The 20162-nt window shown below is 41.5% G+C and carries 21 protein-coding genes; 14 read left to right on the top strand and 7 right to left on the bottom strand.

All coding sequences use genetic code 11. The features are described from left to right. Positions 1–369 precede the first annotated feature (369 nt). The gene (locus PQO05_RS07375) at positions 370–618 is read left to right on the top strand and encodes a hypothetical protein (RefSeq protein WP_273632060.1); all 249 of its coding nucleotides are present in this window, start codon (positions 370–372) and stop codon (positions 616–618) included. 257 nt (positions 619–875) lie between these two features. Continuing rightward, positions 876–989, top strand: coding sequence for a hypothetical protein (locus tag PQO05_RS26750; RefSeq protein ID WP_420490433.1), 114 nt, complete (start codon positions 876–878; stop codon positions 987–989). Positions 990–1343: 354 nt separating this feature from the next. On the opposite strand, the gene PQO05_RS07365 is transcribed toward PQO05_RS26750, so the two are convergent. Continuing rightward, positions 1344–1514 carry a hypothetical protein gene (locus PQO05_RS07365; protein WP_273632059.1) on the bottom strand — a complete coding sequence of 57 codons (171 nt, stop codon included), beginning with the start codon at positions 1512–1514 and terminating at the stop codon, positions 1344–1346. Between the two features lie 25 nt (positions 1515–1539). On the opposite strand from PQO05_RS07365, the gene PQO05_RS07360 reads away from it, so the two are divergent. After that, complete coding sequence (locus PQO05_RS07360) at positions 1540–3006, top strand: IS630 family transposase (RefSeq protein WP_273632058.1); 1467 nt, start codon at positions 1540–1542, stop codon at positions 3004–3006. A gap of 3 nt (positions 3007–3009) precedes the next feature. Here PQO05_RS07360 and PQO05_RS07355 read toward each other — a convergent pair whose 3' ends face one another. Then, positions 3010–3612, bottom strand: coding sequence for a hypothetical protein (locus PQO05_RS07355; protein ID WP_273632057.1), 603 nt, complete (start codon positions 3610–3612; stop codon positions 3010–3012). A 460-nt stretch (positions 3613–4072) separates the two neighbouring features. On the opposite strand from PQO05_RS07355, the gene PQO05_RS07350 reads away from it, so the two are divergent. The 7 genes from PQO05_RS07350 to PQO05_RS07320 all read left to right on the top strand — a co-directional run bounded on the left by PQO05_RS07350 (position 4073) and on the right by PQO05_RS07320 (position 9237). Then, positions 4073–4858, top strand: coding sequence for a type IV secretory system conjugative DNA transfer family protein (locus PQO05_RS07350; protein ID WP_273632056.1), 786 nt, complete (start codon positions 4073–4075; stop codon positions 4856–4858). Positions 4859–4898: 40 nt separating this feature from the next. Continuing rightward, the gene (locus tag PQO05_RS07345; protein WP_273632055.1) at positions 4899–5324 is read left to right on the top strand and encodes a hypothetical protein; all 426 of its coding nucleotides are present in this window, start codon (positions 4899–4901) and stop codon (positions 5322–5324) included. A gap of 22 nt (positions 5325–5346) precedes the next feature. Continuing rightward, positions 5347–5772 carry a hypothetical protein gene (locus PQO05_RS07340; RefSeq protein WP_273632054.1) on the top strand — a complete coding sequence of 142 codons (426 nt, stop codon included), beginning with the start codon at positions 5347–5349 and terminating at the stop codon, positions 5770–5772. Positions 5773–6017: 245 nt separating this feature from the next. After that, entirely contained in the window at positions 6018–6227 is a 210-nt protein-coding gene (locus tag PQO05_RS07335; RefSeq protein ID WP_273632053.1) for a hypothetical protein, read from the top strand. A gap of 3 nt (positions 6228–6230) precedes the next feature. Continuing rightward, entirely contained in the window at positions 6231–7454 is a 1224-nt protein-coding gene (locus PQO05_RS07330) for an ArdC family protein (protein WP_273632052.1), read from the top strand. Positions 7455–7534: 80 nt separating this feature from the next. Further along, entirely contained in the window at positions 7535–8167 is a 633-nt protein-coding gene (locus PQO05_RS07325) for a hypothetical protein (protein ID WP_273632051.1), read from the top strand. A 482-nt stretch (positions 8168–8649) separates the two neighbouring features. Continuing rightward, complete coding sequence (locus PQO05_RS07320) at positions 8650–9237, top strand: GIN domain-containing protein (RefSeq protein WP_273632050.1); 588 nt, start codon at positions 8650–8652, stop codon at positions 9235–9237. 77 nt (positions 9238–9314) lie between these two features. Here the strand turns inward: PQO05_RS07320 and PQO05_RS07315 are convergent, their stop codons facing one another. The 5 genes from PQO05_RS07315 to PQO05_RS07295 all read right to left on the bottom strand — a co-directional run bounded on the left by PQO05_RS07315 (position 9315) and on the right by PQO05_RS07295 (position 15893). Next, positions 9315–10586 carry a glycoside hydrolase family 27 protein gene (locus PQO05_RS07315; protein WP_273632049.1) on the bottom strand — a complete coding sequence of 424 codons (1272 nt, stop codon included), beginning with the start codon at positions 10584–10586 and terminating at the stop codon, positions 9315–9317. 9 nt (positions 10587–10595) lie between these two features. Further along, entirely contained in the window at positions 10596–11807 is a 1212-nt protein-coding gene (locus tag PQO05_RS07310; protein WP_273632048.1) for an AGE family epimerase/isomerase, read from the bottom strand. A gap of 26 nt (positions 11808–11833) precedes the next feature. Next, positions 11834–13012 (bottom strand): glycoside hydrolase family 130 protein, encoded by a 1179-nt coding sequence (locus PQO05_RS07305; protein ID WP_273633577.1) that lies wholly within the window; start codon positions 13010–13012, stop codon positions 11834–11836. 7 nt (positions 13013–13019) lie between these two features. Then, positions 13020–14852, bottom strand: a complete 1833-nt coding sequence (locus PQO05_RS07300) for a sodium:solute symporter family protein (protein WP_273632047.1) — start codon at positions 14850–14852, stop codon at positions 13020–13022. A 165-nt stretch (positions 14853–15017) separates the two neighbouring features. Beyond that, positions 15018–15893 (bottom strand): AraC family transcriptional regulator, encoded by an 876-nt coding sequence (locus tag PQO05_RS07295; protein WP_273632046.1) that lies wholly within the window; start codon positions 15891–15893, stop codon positions 15018–15020. A gap of 216 nt (positions 15894–16109) precedes the next feature. Here PQO05_RS07295 and PQO05_RS07290 point away from each other — a divergent pair, with 216 nt between their 5' ends. The 4 genes from PQO05_RS07290 (at position 16110) to PQO05_RS07275 (ending at position 20110) form a co-directional block, all read left to right on the top strand. Further along, positions 16110–16922, top strand: a complete 813-nt coding sequence (locus PQO05_RS07290; protein ID WP_273632045.1) for an MlaE family ABC transporter permease — start codon at positions 16110–16112, stop codon at positions 16920–16922. A gap of 3 nt (positions 16923–16925) precedes the next feature. Further along, entirely contained in the window at positions 16926–17699 is a 774-nt protein-coding gene (locus PQO05_RS07285; RefSeq protein ID WP_273632044.1) for an ABC transporter ATP-binding protein, read from the top strand. After that, complete coding sequence (locus tag PQO05_RS07280) at positions 17699–18718, top strand: MlaD family protein (protein WP_273632043.1); 1020 nt, start codon at positions 17699–17701, stop codon at positions 18716–18718. Before PQO05_RS07285 ends, PQO05_RS07280 begins: the two co-directional genes overlap by 1 nt. 285 nt (positions 18719–19003) lie before the next feature. Further along, positions 19004–20110, top strand: coding sequence for an acyltransferase family protein (locus tag PQO05_RS07275; protein WP_273632042.1), 1107 nt, complete (start codon positions 19004–19006; stop codon positions 20108–20110). Positions 20111–20162 lie beyond the last annotated feature (52 nt).

The following is a 20162-nucleotide window of genomic DNA, read 5'->3' as shown; positions in this document are numbered from 1 at the left end:
CTTCTAATCTGGAGATTCTGTTGAACTTGACCACTATGTTCTGGGACAAGCCGATTAAAAGCGACTGGCTAATTGTGCATAACGTTCTGTAAGTGACTCATAACGTTCTTCCGCCGATTGGTAAGATTGTTAATAATCCGGCATGTGTTCCTAAAAAGAAAGCCAATTTTAAAGACGAGGAAAAAGGAATTGCTTAAGTGAGGGAGATCTTAGTGAAATACGTCGACCTCAACCTTACCTATTAGTGCCGGTTACGATATAGAAGTTAGAAATTTTAGCAAGGGACATGCCTTTCTTGCTGATGAAAGCCGATTGCAGAAAAGCGGGGAGCACCGGATCGCTAACTCAATCGGGCTGAGGTTTTTATGTATGAATGAATCATTTCTAATACCCGTCATTTACCAGCGCAAAGAATACGAATTTAAGGCACGGTTTGAGCGCTGGGGTTATACCCACCGCATCGCTGTGCTGATTGATGAAATCACCTTCACCTTCGATCCCGACGAAGAAGGCGGTTACCGGGCATTAGTACACCCTAAATCAGCAATCTCGGCAGATCCGCCTTTTGCAGCCCTGCTTAACGCAGTTGCTGAAAAATTAGCCGGGTTAAGTTCCTGAGCAAGGCATCAAATATGTGTCAGCAACTTACAGGCAAACTGAATCGGGTAAAAATTTAATTTAACGGAGAACTTACGTTTTCCGTGTAAACGGATAGAGATCAGGTATAAATGACTTACCTTGTAAAATTAACTGGTCTTCAAGTTTTTACCTATACTCGCGGCTGTTTTTTTATTTAAATTACATCAACAATGTAAAAATTCAATCAGGTAAAAGCGGTCGTCGCCGCTACGAAAGCTGACTTTGTAGCATTCTTCGTGAAAGGCAACAAAGCAGCGGGAACAAGAGTACGTAACGCGATGCAACAATTGAAAACACTTGCGCAGGAAATCAGGACGGAAGTAACTGACAAAAAGAGCGAATCAAAATAATTCAAGTTAATAACTGCCTATGGTAAAAAGAAAGGGTTGTCTGAAGACAACCCTTTCTTTTTACCATACTGACTATTTACCTAACGCGTGTGTTCTTTGGTTCCGAACTGTCACGATGGATGTTTATGCCATCTCTTTTCAGGTATAGCACTAGTTTGTGAATGGATTTATAAACCGTTGGATCTTAAAGGGCTTTTTTATTGATTTCAATACAACATAGTCCTTTAAACAGAATTAAAAAACGTCTTTTTATATTAGTCCTGATTAGCGCGAACATAGATGTTGTGAAACCCGTCACTAACAAATAAATCATCTGTGTAGAGTGTGTCTTTATAGATCTTACCCGATTTCGCATTATCTGTCCTGAACCCAGAGATATAATAATTGTTGGTAAAGTTCGGTTGCAACACGACTAATGCGCAGCTTCGCGTACACATTATCACCAGCAGCTTCGCCTTTCATCGGACGCCAGAAGTAAGAAGTATAAACGTGCACACTTCCACCTCTGTTGTCTATGCAGGGCATGCCGGACTGTTCAAAACTATTCGTTTTGTTCTTCTTATACTTAAAATGGGGCATTGGCCGTAAGACGGTTACATTATATGTCACTGAGTTCAGAAAGATAGAAAAGTTTTATCCTGACAAATTGATGGACTTTGGTTTCTTTATGCCGGTACAAACCCCGGTTCACAGACCGACAGATCGTTATTTAGAATTTGAAAAAGTACTCCCCTATATACTAAGGGAGTATGAGGACCACCAGATTATTGCTACAGAAATCTGGAAGGAATACAAGCTCATTTATCCTGAAGGATACACACAAACCGTCTTTAAAGATCTTTTAATACAATATTGCCTGGATCATCATATCAACCGACAAGAGCGCGTTTATTTTCCGGAGGAAGAACAAATCATATTAACAGAATGGCGTAATGGAAATGACCATAGAAGATGGCAAATAGCCGTAGCGCTACAAGATGCAGCAGAATACATTCCTATTGATAAGACCCAGGCCAAGATCGAAGTGTGCAGGGAGACCTTGCTACGCTGGTATAAGACTTATAAAAAGTACGGTTTAGACGGATTTAAAAGAAAATGTTGCGTAGGTGAGGCAAAGAAATCAGCCATTAAAACTAAAACTGATAACCTGGTCGATCTGCTTCATCAATCACCACACATTTACCATATTAACCGCACTTCCTGGCGACTTGAAGATTTAGCTACTATTTACAAACAGGTATACCATGTTTCGATGGGAACGCATATGATCAGCAGGTATCTGAGGCAACGAGGATACCGTTATATCAGTTCCAAGACAAAACTCACCAGTCCCGACCCTTTGTACAAGGAAAAGTTCCAAGTCATTCAGGACATTCTTGCAAATCTTGGAACAAAAGAAAAGTTCTTCTCCATCGATGAATACGGGCCTTTTGCTATAAAAATGAAAGGAGGCCGAAAATTAATGAAACAAGGGACACGTAAAATCATCCCTCAAACTCAGAAAAGTAAGGGCTATATCATTTGCACAGCCGCAATAGAACTTTCCACTAACCAGGTGACGCACTTTTATTCACCCAACAAGAATACGGATGAAATGATTAAGCTCATCGATAAGCTATTAATTCAGTATATGGATCAAGATACTATTTATCTGTCCTGGGATGCTGCTAGTTGGCATACGTCGAAGCAACTTGTTGAGTATATTGATATACTCAACAGCGAAGCATTTCAAAAATTACAACGTTTGCCAAAGATCGTACTGGCAACATTACCCTGTCGTGCACAATTTTTAAATGTGATTGAATCGGTATTTAGTGGCCTTGCCCGCGCGGTCATACATAATAGCGATTATCCATCTGTAAAAGCCTGCAGACAAGCTATCGACCTTTATTTTCAAAGCAGGAACACCTATTACCAAATGAACCCCAAAAAGGCAGGCAAGAAAATATGGGGAAAAGAATTGGTTGCTCCGGTATTTGATAAGGCTAATCAATGTAAGCCCAGCTATCAAAGTTGACTATTAAACAGTTAGGCCAAAATCTGTTAAAAGCTGATTTTTAACAATGTTCATGTCTTCCTTCATTTTCTCATATACATTTTCGTAGTGAGCACACATGTCAAAAATAGCTATAGCATATTGCTGATATAACACCTCCGTTTCATCCCCATTTGCTTTTTTTATTTTATCCATCAGGTCTAATACACTGAGATAGTAAAGATGAGATTGTTCGTTAGCCTCCAACACCTCGCTGCTTGTGAAAGAGACATTATAGTACAAGCTTATGAGATTATATTTCCAGTTTTCTTCGTTCAACTTATCAATATAGGCTTTGAATGTGATCATCTCCTTTTTAAGATAATCCAAACTGGCTTCACTTCTCGAATTGTTCCAGTTCTTCCAATAGCCAATGTTCTTTTTAACAATAGTCATCTTTTCTCCAGTTATGTAATAAAAGTTCTCTCCAATCTCTATCTTTTTCGCCCGGTGTAAGTCGCGGACACCGTTATTATACTTTCGCCTCTCACTGAAATAAGCGAATAGCCCTGAGATCATTTGGGTTAACAGCGCACCTGCCAGTCCTGAAAATGCACTTATTGCAATTAATGTTGAGTTATCTGCCATATGATTTTAAATTCAAACATAGCAATATACTAATTAAATTAGCAATCAGGTTTGGCAATTGATTTCAAATGATATAATCCCTGCCAACGCCAGGCTGCATATTTTAATCCTGACGGATTGTTTTTCATACTTTTTAGGGTCCTTACATTTTCTTGCTAATACTAATCCTGCCTATTTGGCGGAGGACGACAACGAACTAAAACACTGACTTAAAGAGCACTAAATAAAAACCAAAATCTATTTAAGGGTCCGACCCAATTGGTGCAACGGCAGCTTCCAACCTTTGTATCGTTGGCCAGGCAAAGATTTAATCGTGCTTAAAACGATTAAATAATGCCGCGTATGGTACAAGCGGACTCCAGAAACCTGCGGCTCCTCTTGCTCCGCTAGCAGCGCCGGGCAAATCAACCAGGCTGACTGCTCTTTATCGTTCTGGGTTTTCTCCGGTGACGATTTTAACTTGAAGATCAGCGACCCTGAACAACCTTCTATCCTTATACTGGCTAATGATCCAAACACCCAAAACATTAATGCTGCCTGCTATTCTGTAGTTTTAAACCGCCTCACACGTCTGGTAAATACCAAGGGGAATTCACCTACAGGCCTAATTATCGACGAAGTACCTACGCTCTATGTTCACCGCGTGGAGAACCTGGTCGCTACGGCAAGAAGTAATCAGGTTGCCGTGCTGATGGGACTTCAGGAATTGCCGCAGTTCCAGCAGCAATATGGAAAGGATACCGCCAGTACAATCGCAGCGGTGGTTGGGAATATCCTCTCAGGATCCGTCCGGAATAAGGAGACACTCGACTGGCTGGAACGGCTATGCGGCAAGATTAAACAACCCAGTGAGAGTTTGTCGATTGACCGGAATAAGACTTCAGCTTCCCTGAGCGAGAAAATAGAACCCCTGATCCCTGCTGGTAAAATCGCTTCGCTGAAAGCGGGGGAACTCATTGGCGTATTGGCGACAGACGCCGTGACGAATTTTAACGGACAATTTGAAACGACCGCGGTGAATTGCAAAGTTAACCTTGATCTGGAAAATATCCGGAAAGAGGAAGCAGTCTACCCGGACCTGCCAATATACTATGACTTCAACCACAGGAAGGCCGAAATCTTACAGGATAACTTTCTTAAAATTAACTGGGAAGTCCAGCAATTGGTTAAAAGTTTTAAGAAAACAGTCGACGTACCTGCTATACCAATGAATAAAGGTTCAATGCGCGCAGGTTTTAAAAATTAACGGCCAAAAAAGGTCATCAATTACTTAACACCAATCAAATATGGAAGAATTAACAGGAACGGTTGTGCTGGTCAACCCGGCGCTGCCCTATGACCCCGCCCGGAGGCAAGGTCAGCTCGGTGTGATCGCCACTACAGACTTAAGCATCGATGAAATACAAGTCGGATTCGGCAATGGCCCAATCAGCGTTTATGCCCCCAACGCCTTATTGTCCCTAAAGCCGCATCACCAATTGTATCAGGATATTCTCACGCATGTTAAGGAAATGGATATCGCGGACTTTAAAAACCTGTTAAAAATAAGCATGTTGATTCAGGATGTGCCGGGCCCCAAGCAGCTTCGGGAAGCGTTCGAACTGTCATTGAGCTCTCCTGCGACATTGGCTTACAGCACTTTGCCATTGAATGAAAAGTTAGGCATCATCGCCGAGCAGCAACAGCAACTAAGGTTTTCTTTCGGCCGGTAATTCCGACATCAGCATTTGATTTATGGAAGAATTAAAAGAAAAGATGGTGATGGTACATCCTACGTTAGATCATGATCCTATCAGCAAACAAGGTGAATTAGGCACTATTTGTCATATCATTCCGGAGCTGGATGAAATTTATGTGCTTTTTCCAAATGGTCAGCTTGGCTTATATAGTTCCGATGCATTATTGATGCTAATACCTGCACCATTTATCGTAGATAAATTGCGAACCGAACATCAGCGACTACAGCCTGCAGATCTCCTGGCTATTCTGGAAATTTATCTGCTGCAGTCCACCGGTCAACTGAAGTATCAACGCGAGGCCATGCAGATCGCCTTTAGTAATGCCTCCCTATTTTTTGCCACAATCGTCAGTCTAAAGGATTGGATTGATCTCGGCATTGAAAATAAAAGAGATATAGAGCACCCTAACAGGACACGCTGAAAACCAAACCTTTTAACTACCTAACCAATCACAGCGATTGTCATTACTGCCCAAATCCTGATCGAAAGCCTAACCATCTTACGCTGTATTTTGTGGGTCTCTGCGTCTTTACCAGCGATTTGGCCATTTCTATTGTGTATAGACTGACCATCAGTACAGCCTATTAAATACGGGCTGCCGCCGGTATTTTGATATCCGTCTTCCCCATTCGACTGACACTTCATTTATTAACTCATGTAATTATTATGAATAACCAAACCAACAAACATCTGGCGGCGCTGGAAAATAAACTACAGCTACTGGCGCAGGGACAGGTCATCGGACTAACTCCGGAAGAGGCCGCCATTTACGGCGTAGAAGATGCAGATATCTACGATCAAGCCTTAACACAGACATGGGACGATGACTTTCCGGATGAATTAGAAATCTCCGATCCATTCACCACAAACTTTTAACAAATGCCCATTAATGAACATGGCAGAGCGCCTGCCAAAGCATTGCATACACTGGTTGCCGAAAAACTTATTGCGCAGTTAAAAAACGGCACGGCACCTTGGCTTAAGCCCTGGCGGGCCGGAGATCCGGATTCCTTCCAGCTTCCTTATAATGCAGTGACCGGCAACCGCTATAAAGGTATCAATACCCTGTCGCTGCTGACGTCCGACTATACTGATCCGAGGTGGGTTACTTTTAAGCAAGCTGCTGCTGTGGGATGGCAGGTAAAAAAGGGAGCTCAGGGTACACAGATTCAATTCGTGAAGTTTAAGGATTTTATAACAAAACGCGATGAAACCGGAAGGCCTGTTTTAAACGAAGCCTCGGAACCAGTACAAATGCTTGCCGCACTTCCGCGGCCGATCATTACTAACGCCTGGGTATTCAATGCTGCTCAAATATCCGGGATCCCTCCTCTTTTGCAGGTTCTGCCTAAATCACCGGAATGGGATCCTCATCATCGCGCTGAGTCTCTGATCCAACAATCAGGTGCACAAATTGAGCACACAGCTGGGGATCGTGCCGTTTATAACCCGGTCCGGGATCATATTACCATGCCTATGCGGCATCAGTTTGATACTGCGGACCAGTATTATGCCACGCTCTTACATGAACTCGGTCACTGGACCGGTCATCCAACCCGGCTGGACAGAAGCCTTTTTAACCAGTATGGCACGCCCGGGTACGCACGTGAAGAGCTTCGCGCAGAAATCGCCTCCTTGCTCATCGGAAGGGAACTGCATATCGGGCATGATCCTGGCCAGCACGCTTCCTATATCAACAGCTGGATCAGCTTACTGGAAAATTCCCCTTTTGAAATCCACGCTGCGGCAGCCGATGCGGAAAAAATTCTAAATTATCTGGTTGGCATGGAAAGAAAAATGGACTTAAATTTAACGCAGGATCAGACCGGTACATTAGGTCCCAACCCTGGAAAGCAAAAGAGTACTCACTTTTCAAACGGAGAAAAGATCCTTTATAATAACGTTGTATACCGGGTATTAAGCCATTTAAAAAGGGCCCGCTATCTCCTAGAAAATGAAAACACGGGCACGTCCTTCGTCCTTTCAAAAAGTGATGGTCTATACCAATCGTTAGTTGCCGCAAAATCAGCCCCCGTCCATGCAATTATTACCCCGGACAAATCATCTGAAATTCTCCCGGCCCGAAATTCAGCTGTCAGATAACGATAAAAACTGATATCAGCTTCAGGCACCTGTATTTCGGAATTAAACATCATCAGTTTTTTGAAACTTATAGATTATTAATGAGCAATATACTGCTGAATTTAGGTATCAGGCCCATCGTGCTGAATTACTTTCTACCCTATCTGGGAATACTCACCGAGAATTCAGCGGTTTTTCCGTATTACACTGGCGACGACGTTCAGGACCACGAAATCTTTCAGAAGGGAAAATACAGTATCCCAAACTGTCAGGCGATATGGACAGCATATCCAATATCTTCGCCCGCTGTACGTCAGCATTTCCTTTTTTATTCCGCATTGGAATCGCTTTGTTATTTCAGTCTGCATACCGAGTGGATGAGTTGTTCTGACAGTATTGGTGTATCTGCTGTTGGCTTATCCCCAGAACCCAGCCAGATCGTTCGCCTGTGCGCAACGTTTCCAAATGCGAAGCTCCATTTAGGATTTGGAAACGACTTAACCGGACAGGTCATGGATTGTCAGGTCCCTCTGTGGCTGAAACGGAAGTACTGGCAATTTTCCTACCATAAGGGTCTGCTGTATATTAATAGCGGACAGCGAACGTTTTCAATTGCTGCAGAAAAATTTTCATGTAAAACCCTTTTGGGAACCGGCAGTACACGCCATTTCAAAAAAGAGAAACCAAGAGGAGGATTCACGTCTTTTTACGAACAACTCAGGTATGGCAATTGAATATTGACACTGCACATTTACATTGTGACATCCGTTAAGAACAATAAGTTATAAAAGGCTACACATTCTTCAGGGCATATATACCGGGATTACTTTTTTCGCTCCCTTTAGCGAGGCGATAGAAAATTATAAATTAGCATTTCCATTAGAAAAAACATTAGAGGCCGTTGAGTAAAGCGTTATCAATCAAGTCGAAAAAAACTGCATTATCGCTAATTTTATTATTGCCCGCTTCTATTGCAAATAATTAAACTAAGAAACAGTAGTTTCTAAAAGACAATACATTTTTTTCAAATATCTTAGTGTAATATTTACACTAAGATGAAAAATTAACTCTAAATACACTTTATCTTTGTGCAGCAAAACGGGAAAGGATTTTATCCGCTTATCTGTCCGAAAGCCCCTAAGAAACCTGCCTGTTTGAGCTTGTATCTGAAAAACAACCAGATGCAAGTTTTAACATCACAATAAAATTAATCAAAATGAAAATCAAAATTTTATCCTTAATCACAATGCTTATTGTGTTAGGATCAACCTCAAAAACCTTTGCAAACAATAACGCTACGCTATTAAAAGAAAAAGCTGCCATCAGTAAAATTGAAGTTCGCGGTAATGTGGAACTTTATATCTCAGATGCACCGTCAGACCAGATTAAAGTTTACAACAAATATTATTCTGAAAGCGCATTGGTACAAAGCCAAAATGGTGTATTACGTATTGCCTCATACACTAACGAAAAACTAATTGTATGGGTAAGTTCTTCAGATCTGCGTTCGGTTTCTGCTTATGATAATTCGGTTGTAAAGTCATTTGGTCATCTTTCAAAAATCGAATTCAATGTTGATCTGCATAATCAGGCAGAAGCTAACCTGAACTTAGATACCTATGCAGCTACTTTAACTGTAAAGGATAATGCTAAGGTAAGCATGAGCGGATCTACACAAGATTTAAACCTGCATTATGACAATCAAACTAACGTAATAAGAAATGCTTTTATAGTACAACATTTGTACGAAGCCCGCCCTTCATTTACAGCCGCTGTAGAGAGCAACAATATTTTAAGCATGTAATACTGCTTAATAATAACCATCACAAACGAGAAAGCCCTCCCGATTTTATCAAGAGGGCTTTTTATTTTTATGAATACTTAGTTTCCTTTATGCAAACGTAGCATCACCACATCATGCGATGCTATGGTTTGTTTAAATGCTTTTTTAGTGGTGCCTAAATCTTTCTTAGCCCATAGGTCACGAACCTTATATTCCCCTTCAGTAAAATTGATGTTTAAGTGCGAAACAGCATCCTGCAACACATGTGCCTCCCAGGTATAATCTATATTTTGTGGGTGCGTGCTGCGATTCAAAAAGCATATAGCTACATCTTGTTTACTTAATGGCTTCACCCACATTTCTAAACCATCAAAGGCATAAAACCTAAATCCCTGGATGCCTAACGAGTCCTGATCTACAGCAATAGCTTCTTTGTTAGTCAAGATTTCATGCGTTTGCGGCGACATTTTACGCAGATCATTACCTGCCATTAACGGGGCAGCCAACATACACCATAACGAGAAATGCGCACGGTCTTCGCTTACGCTCATGCCATTACCAACCTCCAGCATATCGGGATCATTCCAGTGACCGGGGCCTGCATACTGGCGAATTTTATCCTGTTTATCCAAAATCGTCATCACACTTAAAGCCGTCCAGGCGCCAATGTTTTTATCTTTATCAAACTGGTTGCAAATATCACCGGTACTGCGCCAAAGCTGGCCAACACCTTTACCCCATAACCAGGGTTGGTGGTTGCCCCACTCACAAAGGCTAAACACAATTGGTCTGCCGGTTGCCTTTAAAGCTTTACTCATGGTAATATAAGCTTCGCGGGCATTCAGGCTATCGGTATTACACCAGTCGTATTTCAGGTAATCAACATCCCATGAGGCATATAAGTGTGCATCCTGATACTCATGACCACGTGTACCCGGGTAACCGGCGCAGGTACGGTCGCCTGCACAGTTGTAAATCCCAAACTTTAAGCCTTTTGAATGCACATAATCGGCAAAAGCCTTCATGCCATGAGGGAACTTTTTGGGGTCGGCCACCAAATCACCGTTGGCATCACGGTCCATGGTCATCCAACCATCATCCAGTACAAAGTAACGGTAACCCGCATCGCGCATGCCCGATGATACGTAGGTATCCACCATTTCCTTCAGCATCTGCTCATTAATATTGGTTTGGAAAGTATTCCAGGTATTAAAGCCCATTGGCGGGGTTAATGCCAGCTGGCTGTTATCGGCCTCTGCCTGCCTTATAACTTTTACAGGCGCGGCGGCGTCTTGCGCAACTGTAATATTAACAGTTATAAAACTGGCCGCAAAAAAAAGAACCAGGCTTTTTAGGTGGTTAAACTTCATGATAATTTATTAAGCAATACTATTAATTCGGTTTATAATTTCAATACAGGCGCGGGTATTATGGTACGGGCATTTCCACAAACCTGCTTTATCTTCATCAGGCATTACCTGGCCGTGTTGGTTTACGCCCCAGTGCCATTCGCCATTCTTCTCGTCCAAAATCTTGTCTTTAACGAAGTTCCAATTATTTAGGGATAATTGTGCAAACTTTTCATCATTGCTGATCTGGTAAGCATTGAGATAGCCTATCATGGCCTCTGCCTGCACCCACCAGTGCTTTTCTTTAATGAGGTGATCTTTTGCCGGTTCATACTCATACCACATACCACCATCTTTATCCAGGCCTTTTTCGGTGGTTTTTGCAATATCAACAGCAATGGCTTGCAGTTTAGAAACCAGTTCTTCATCCCCAATAATTTCTGCTGCGCGCAGAACGAGCCATGCAGCTTCTATATCATGACCGTAAGAAACCAGGTCTGACCGTAATTTCCAGTTTTCATCAAAAAACAAATTGAGCGTGTGTTTTCGAGTGTCGATGAAATGATCTATAAAATCGTAAAGTAAAGTGAGGATCTGTTTACGTAAACCACTATCGGGCCAAATGCGGTACAGGTTGGCATAACCTTCCAGTACATGTAAATGCGTGTTCATGGTCTTTTTCTCATTGGCATCTTTAGCGCTCAATCTCAAATCTGCAATGGGCTTCCATTCACGGTCGAAAGCTTCAAAATAGCCGGTATGTTCGGCATCAAAACTTTTCTCAACTAATAGATGGTAGAGCCTGATTGCCAAATTCTTTACATGCTCATCTTTCGATGCGATATAATATTCGCTTAAACCATAAATAGTGAAAGCGATGGCATAAACCTGCTTTTTGGTATCTAAAGGCTTACCCTGGTAATCAACCGTCCAGTAAACACCACCGTGTTCGTGATCGATAAAATGATCTACAATATATTCATAAGCCCGTTGCGCCAGGTCTAAATAATAAGGTGTTTGGTCCTGATTGTAAGCAGCAGAGAACGACCATAAAATACGTGCATTCAACACAGAGCCTTTAGGCGCATTCGGTGCGATGTTATTATGCTGATCTATCTTGCCAAAGAAACCGCCATTAGTATCATCAACCGTATATCTCGACCAGTAATCCATTATGCGGATCAGTTCAGTATTCAGTTCATCTTTATAAGTCTGCAGCGCTGCGGATAAATCAGTTGTCATAGGTTTAGTAAAAGGTTGACCCGAAACTACTTATTTAATTTTTTATTTTTATCGATGATGCTATACAAAGTCTGCACAGATGCAGCCGAACGCAGGCCATCTGCAGGTGTGTTTTTCACATAGTCAACCAGCTTATCAACCGTACTGGTAGCCACGTGCATGCGGGTATCTGACGATGCATAGTAGATAAACACCTTGCCATCATCATCCAAAATCCAACCATTACTGAAGGTTACGTTCGATACATCACCCACGCGTTCTTCGCCTTCAGGAGCAATAAAATAACCTGCCGGTTTGTAAATTACTTTGGTGAGATCGTGCAGATCCGTCATAAACATATATAACACATAACGTAAACCGGCCGCAGTATTACGCACACCATGCGCCAGGTGTAACCAACCTTCCGGGGTTTTTATCGGTGCAGGACCTTGTCCGTTTTTGGCTTCGTAAACGGTATGATATTGTTTGGTATCGATGATCTTCTCCTCGCCTATTTCGGCATTTTCCATACTCTCGGCCAAACCGAAACCTATACCGCCACCGGTACCGGCTTCAATAAAACTATCCTGCGGTCGGGTGTACATGGCATACTTACCTTCTACAAACTCAGGGTGTAATACCACATTACGTTGCTGTGCCGATGATGTTTTCAAGTCAGGCAAACGCTCCCAATTAATCAAATCTTTAGTTCGCGCAATGCCACAGGCAGCAACAGCCATTGATTGATCGTGAAGCGGAGCAGCCGGGTCGCGGCGCTCGGTACAGAACAAGCCATAAATCCAACCATCCTCGTGCTGGGTTAAGCGCATATCATAAACGTTGGTATCCGGGTCTTCTGTTTCGGGCAGATTGACAGGATAATCCCAGAATTGGAAATTATCTATCCCGTTAGGGCTTTCGGCAATCGCAAAAAATGATTTACGGTCGAGCCCTTCGGTACGCACAGCCATCACATATTTACCGTTCCACTTCATAGCACCGGCATTAAAAGCAGCATTGATACCGAAACGCTCCATCAGGTACGGATTAGTTTCGGGATCGAGATCATAACGCCAGAAAACAGGTGCATGCGCCGCTGTGATAACCGGGTTTGCATAACGGTCGTAAATACCATTACCGAGCTCAACTTTGTGATTAGGTTTCTCTACCAGTTGCTGCCAGGCTTGTGTTAATTGTGATAAGCGCAGGTTGAATTGTTCTGTCATCATATTATTAATAATCGCTCAGTTTGTTCCACCATGTTTTTTTGAGGATAGCCGCAATTACCGCCAAAATACCCACCGTAATAGCTAATGCCATTTTTTGCATCAGCACCAGGTACATAGGTAAAATGGTAAAGCAGAGTTGCGCTATAGTGCCCAAAACCACGTTAAACATATTAAGCTTGAAGTTTTTATTCCGTTGAAAATTGGGATCTTCGGCCATTACAGCATCATGCACCGGCCCCCAGAAACCCCATGGGCGCACATTGGAGTAGAAAGATTTAAGCACCTCCATATCTGTAGGCGGCGCGATATAAGTACCGATAATTGAACCCGCCAGCGATAAGGCAAACAACACCGGGAACCAGTAAAGTAATTGTGCATCATCAATAAGTTTTGAGAAAACCAGGGCGGTTAATATCCCGGTAAGCATCCCCCAAAAGAAACCGCTTGCATTAAAGCGCCACCAATGCCATTTCAGCACGTTAGATGCTACGTAACCGCCGTATAGGGCAGACACGATCCACAACAAAACAGCATTTACATCCTTGGCAAAAAAGCCGAGGAACACGCCGATGATCACCACCACAATACCTACCAGATAGTTCATGGAAATGATCTTTTTGGTTGATGCCGTTGGATCGATATATTTAAGGTATATGTCGTTTACGATATAAGCCTGCGCTGCATTTAACGTACCGCTAAAAGTACCCATAAATGCCCCCAGCAACCCGGTAAGCAGCAAACCTACCAAGCCAACCGGTAAAAAGTTATTGATTACCGCAGGCAAAATCCGTTCAAAATCGATAGTGCCGTTAGCATCTTTCAGGTTCATCTGGTTATAGTACAGCAACGCCAAAACGGTTAAACCAATGATAAGCGAATAACGAATGGGTAGCAAAATCACATTTACAAAACCACTCATCTTACTGGCTTCTTCGGGAGAGCGGGTGGAGAGGATCTTCTGCATATCATAGTTAGGTGCAGGCCCGGCCAAGGCAGCGAAGATACCTTTGAAAGTGATCATCATAAAAAAGATGCCGAACAGCGAGTAGCCATCGCTCTTTATCTTCTGGTTTACATCACTAATGATACCAGTCCAGTTCATGCCTAGTTTCCAGCCGAAAAATGGACTATACCAGCCATCGGGTACATTCAGATGATGACCTTGTAAACGGATAATAGCAATAATGGCCACCCAGATACAGGCCACCGTCATGATGCAATATTTGATCACATCGCCCAGTACAATACTATGCATCCCACCCAAAATAGAGTAGAACATGGCAAACAGGGTGAATATAATACCGTAGAAATGGGCAACATATTGAGGAGGAACATTAAAGGGAACGTAAGCTTTCACAGCATCCCAGGGCACAAAAATTTCGATGAATTTACCCAGACCGATAAAGCCGTAAGCGAGATAACCCAGGCAGCTTAACAGCGCAAAAGCGATAACTACTTTGTGCGAATTGCCAACGCTGGGTCCAGTTTTGCCAAAACGTGTTTCCAGCCATTCGGCACCGGTACCGGCGTTAGAGCGGCGTAGCCAGCGCGAAAGGTACATCATTAAAAAGATCTGGTTAAACACCGGCCAAAGCCAGGGTATCCAGATGCTTTTCATGCCGTAAGCAAAGCAGAGGCTCACCATCCACATGGTACCGCTGATATCGAACATATCCGAGGCATCACTTAAGCCCAGCTTATACCAGGGCAATGTACGGCCGCCCAACATGTAGCTATCCTTATTCTGGGTCGCCTTTTTACGGTACCATAAACCAATAAAAATGGTTGATATAAGGTAAATGATAATAATAAAAGCGTCCAGTAACGATAGTTTCATTGGTTATTCAGGCTTATAATGGGTCGATAATGTAAATAAATTATCAACTCAACCCTAATTATTGGCTGGGGTAAAACTATGTATTAAACGTACCGGTAACTAATACTTTTTTAACCAAACTAAGTACACAATTTTTAATCGATTGCTTAACTCAGTGTAAAAGCACTAAATAAATACCCGGTTACCTGCATAGGTTTCCCTGAACTCTTTAGGGATACAGAATTTTTTACGCTTAAATATGCGGTTAAAATTAGAGATATTATTGAAGCCGCACTTGTACGCAATTTCGGCAATGGTGTTAGTTGTATCAATGAGCATACGCGCTGCGTGACCCAAACGGATCTCATTCAGGGTATCAATAAACGTTTTACCAGTACGCTTTTTAATGAAGCGGCTAAACGATGCTTCGGGCATATTAGCCAGCTTAGATACCTCGGCCAGGGTTACCTGGCGGTTGTAATTATTGTTCATGTATTCAAACACGCGCTCAATCCTACGGCTATTGTACTGGAAACGATCGTTAGAAAAACTAAGATCAGACAGGGTTTTAAAGTTGCGCGAAACAGAAAGATCATGTAAAATAGAAAGTAGCTCTAACACAGAATCAAAGCCACTTTTTTTATCCAATGAAAGGATCCTATCTTTCAACAAAGCGATGGTTTCCGGCGAAAAAAGCACACCGCGCTGCGAATGATCGAGCATGTTTCGGACAAAATTCAGTTGGTTCCGTTTCAGGAAACGGTCATCGAAAAGGTCTTTATGAAACTGGATGGTAACCTCGGTAATGGCTTCGCTCTCGCACTGATGGGTAAACCAGGCATGGTATAAATTAGGGCCAATGAGCACTAGTTCTACTTCCTCAATAACATCAATATGGCCGCCTACTACACGTTTGGCACCTTTAGCATTTAATATCAGGTTAAGTTCGTACTCCTCGTGGTAATGGAGCGGAAAGTCGAACTTTTGCTTCGTTCTCGAAAAAATGGTAAAACAATCACTTGGAGTAAGCGGAGTGATCTCGCGCATCACATTCCCTGTCATAATAAATAGTTAAAATTGGTGGTACGAATTTAACCATTAGCACACAATATTTACTATCTTTTTACAAAAACGTTATTTATACTTAGTATTATTAGGAGTACGTTTGCCTGTATAACGTAAAAACTGCTTAATTTACACCGGCCGTTAAAACAACATCGGTTAGCATTTGTAAGTAAACATGGTTAGTTTAAACAACCATCAACCATAAAATGATTAATGGATATACCAGATAGCACAGCAGAACAAGTACCGGTTAAACGCAAGCATAAATTACTACAAAGCCTGTCCGGTGCTTTTACTGACCTATATAATGTAACCCGCTTCATCCTTCGATTTTTTAAGGAAGCTTTTACGCCTCCTTATGAAGCCAAAGAACTTTTAAGGCAATGCTATGAAGTGGGTGTGCGCTCATTAGCCTTAATTACCTTAACCGGGTTTATTGTCGGGTTAATTTTCACCAAACAATCACGCCCTTCCCTATCCGAGTTTGGGGCAACATCATGGCTGCCATCACTGGTATCTATTGCCATTATGCGCGCGTTGGCACCCTTAGTAACGGCGCTCATCACTGCCGGACGCGTGGGCTCGAGTATAGGCGCAGAGTTGGGCTCGATGCGGGTAACCGAGCAAATTGATGCCATGGAAGTTTCGGGCACCAACCCTTTTAAATATTTGGTATGTATCCGCGTATTGGCAACTACTATTACAGTGCCTATCCTGTCAACTTATGCTGCTTTTGTGGCCATTTTAGGTGGCTATTTAAACGTTCACCAAAACGAGGGCACCAGCTATAGCACTTTTATTGCGCAGGTTTTTGAACCTTTAAGCTTTCTTGATTTTGAATCATCACTGATTAAATCTATCGTTTTTGGATTTACCATAGGTTTAGTGGGCAGCTATAAAGGCTATAACTCATCGCGCGGAACAGAGGGTGTAGGTAAAGCAGCTAACTCGGCGGTAGTAACAGCTATGTTTTTGGTATTTATTGAAGAAATTGTGATTGTACAAATAGTGGGCTGGTTTAGATAATTTATGGCGAAACCAAATACAAATATAGATTATAACCAAACGGTGATTAACATCAGGGGATTGAAGAAATCCTTTGAAACCAACCACGTTTTGCGCGGTGTTGACCTCGACCTTTACCAGGGCGAAAACCTGGTAGTACTGGGTCGTTCAGGTACAGGTAAATCAGTGCTGATTAAAATTATATCTGGCTTGCTGAAAGCCGATGCCGGCGAAGTACTGGTTCTGGGTAAGGACATGAACAACCTGTCGGAAAAAGAGTTACGCGCCTTGCGTATCAAAGTAGGTTTCTCTTTTCAGAACAGTGCTTTGTATGATAGTATGACGGTGCGTAAAAACATCGAGTTTCCGCTGGTACGTAACAGCCCTAAATTAACCCGCAAGGAAATTGACATGCAGGTAGCAGAGGTATTGGATAATGTGGGCCTGCTGCAAACCATCAACCAGATGCCGTCAGAACTTTCGGGCGGACAAAGAAAACGGATAGGTATTGCACGCACTTTAATTTTAAAACCCGAAATTGTACTGTATGATGAGCCAACTGCAGGCCTGGACCCTATTACCTGTATAGAGATTAACGAACTGATAAACGAAGTACAGCAACTATACCATACTTCGGCAATTATAATAACCCACGATTTAACCTGCGCCAAAATGACCGGCGACCGCATTGTGATGCTGCTGGATGGTAAATTTGAACGTCAGGGAAGTTTCGAAGAGGTATTTGACACAAATGATGAACGAGTAAAAGCATTTTACGATTATAACTTTACACATTAATGGATAACGCAGACAACAAAAAAGCCGTTTGGGTAGGCATATTTATAGCCGTAGGATTGGTGATATTTATTGTTGCCGTTTTCACCTTCGGCAATTCGCGCAAAAGCTTTAGCAATGGTGTGCACATCAGCGCTGTATTTAACGACGTGAACGGGTTGATGAAGGGCAACAACATCTGGTTTTCAGGTGTACGGGTAGGCACTATTAGCAATATCAGATTTACCGGCATTTCGCAGGTTTATGTAACCATGAACATCGATAAAAATGCTCAGCAATATATTCACCGCAATGCAGGTGTAAGGGTAAGCTCAGAAGGTTTTATCGGTAACAAGATTTTGGTGATTGATGGCGGAAGCCCCAACGCGCCAGTTATTGAGGATGGCGACAGGTTAAAGGCGGAAGCCCTGATGAGCACCGATGACATTATGAAAACCCTGCAGCAAAACAACACCAACCTGTTGGCTATTACTACAGATTTTAAGGCGCTAAGCCATAATATAGTAACCGGTAAAGGTTTGGTTGGGCAATTAATTAGCGATTCTGTACTTTCTACCCGTTTCAGAACTATGGTTGATAACCTGAACCGCACCACCGCCAACACAGCAAAAATGGCCGATCAGCTAAATTTATATGGCATCAAATTGAATAGCAAAGATGGCTTAGCCAATAAATTTGCTACAGATACAGCTACGTTCAAACAATTTCAACGTGCGGTTGCAGAATTACAGCAAACCACCAAAACAGCCAGTGATTTTGCAGATAACCTAAATAAAGCAAGCAATAAGCTAAATACCACTGATAATGCCATTGGTGTTTTATTAAATGACCCAAAAGCGGCGGTTAAAGTTCAAAATACCATAGAACAGCTACAACAAAGCTCAGTAAAATTAAATGATGACCTCGAAGCAGCCCAACACAACTTCTTTTTAAAGGGATATTTCAAGAAAAAAGACAAACAGCAAAAGGAACTACAGAAACAACAGCAGGATTCGATAGAAAAAGCGAACAAAACACACTAATTGTATAAAAAAAGACAAAATATTAAGCTTTTTCTTATAAAATTTTGATTTAATTACAATAAACATTATAATTGTGTTCTATTAACGCATTAACTAACTAAACTAACAGCAACTCGAACGCTTATTAAGCTATTTATCCCTAATTAAACTAAACTATTGACTCGAGTTCCTGAAAGTCTCTCCCAAAAGGGGAGACTTTTTTATTTATGATTTTTGGAACACATTTTTATTTTATATCCTATCTTTCAGCCTTAAAATACCGCCACAATTTTAACAGCTTCTATTATGCATAGAAACACAAATTCATTGTATCCCTTAAGATTCTTAGCCGCATTAACCGTCGTTTTATATCACTATACTCCAAAATCAATACAGCACGACATAAATTTTATAATAAAGAATGGCAACGAAGCAGTAAACTTTTTCTTTTTCATCTCCGGTTTTGTAATGGTATTGGCCAATGGTAATTTCTTGAAAGACGGATCAGCAACTTTTTCAAAATGGGATTTCTATGTAAAACGTCTGGCCAGGATTTATCCATTATATTTATTCGCGATAATTGCTTTGGCTATTTTTCACTATCTAATCAGGCCGATTGATACCAATACTGTAAAATATAGGTTGATTTTTGAAACCTTAGGAATTCAACGGTGGTTATATGCAGGCTCCTTTAATTATCCCGGCTGGACACTTTCTTCCGAATTTTTCTTCTACGCGTTTTTCCCATTCACCTTTGTATTAATGAAGAAAGACTATCGTTATTATAAAAAACTGGTAATTGCCTATTTTGTCTTGGCACTAATCATCACGGGAATATTATTCAAAATCGAACATCATGAGGGGTTGTCTCCTGCTATAAAAAAGATCACCTCCATTCTATATTTGCACCCAATTTTTAAAATTTCAATATTTTTACTAGGAACTATTTGCGGAAAAGTATTTATTGATAATAAGATAAGTTTTTTTCAAAAGCCACTCAACAGCGTATTATGCGTGTGTTTTTGCTTTCTGATTATCTTTTTCACCAAACAGCTACTACCAATAGATCATTATCTGCTTAACGGAGGAATATTAGCTATTGCTTACTTTTTGTTAGTACTTGCAATTACCAGTTTTGACAAGACTAAAACTCCTTTCTTTAACAATAAATTCATTATCATGTCTGGTGAGATTAGTTACGGCATTTACATTCTTCAATATCCGGTATACATCTATTTTACAAGTTTCATTCGCCCAATAACAGACTCATTATCGCTAAGTATTTTTGTGGTGGTATTAATTTCTGTATCGATAATAACTTATTATTCAATTGAATTACCTGTTAAAAATCTGATTCTAAATCTTTACAAAAGAAACAAAGCAGCTAAAAACAGCCAATTTGTTCGATTATAAGCAGATAGGAGAATTTGAAAATTTAATTCTTTAACGCTCTAAACTTACGCCT

This window comes from Mucilaginibacter jinjuensis, assembly GCF_028596025.1.
Classification (GTDB): Bacteria; Bacteroidota; Bacteroidia; order Sphingobacteriales; family Sphingobacteriaceae; genus Mucilaginibacter; species Mucilaginibacter jinjuensis.
The sequence above is the reverse complement of the archived record's forward strand: the minus strand, read 5'-3'. Positions and strand labels throughout refer to the sequence as shown.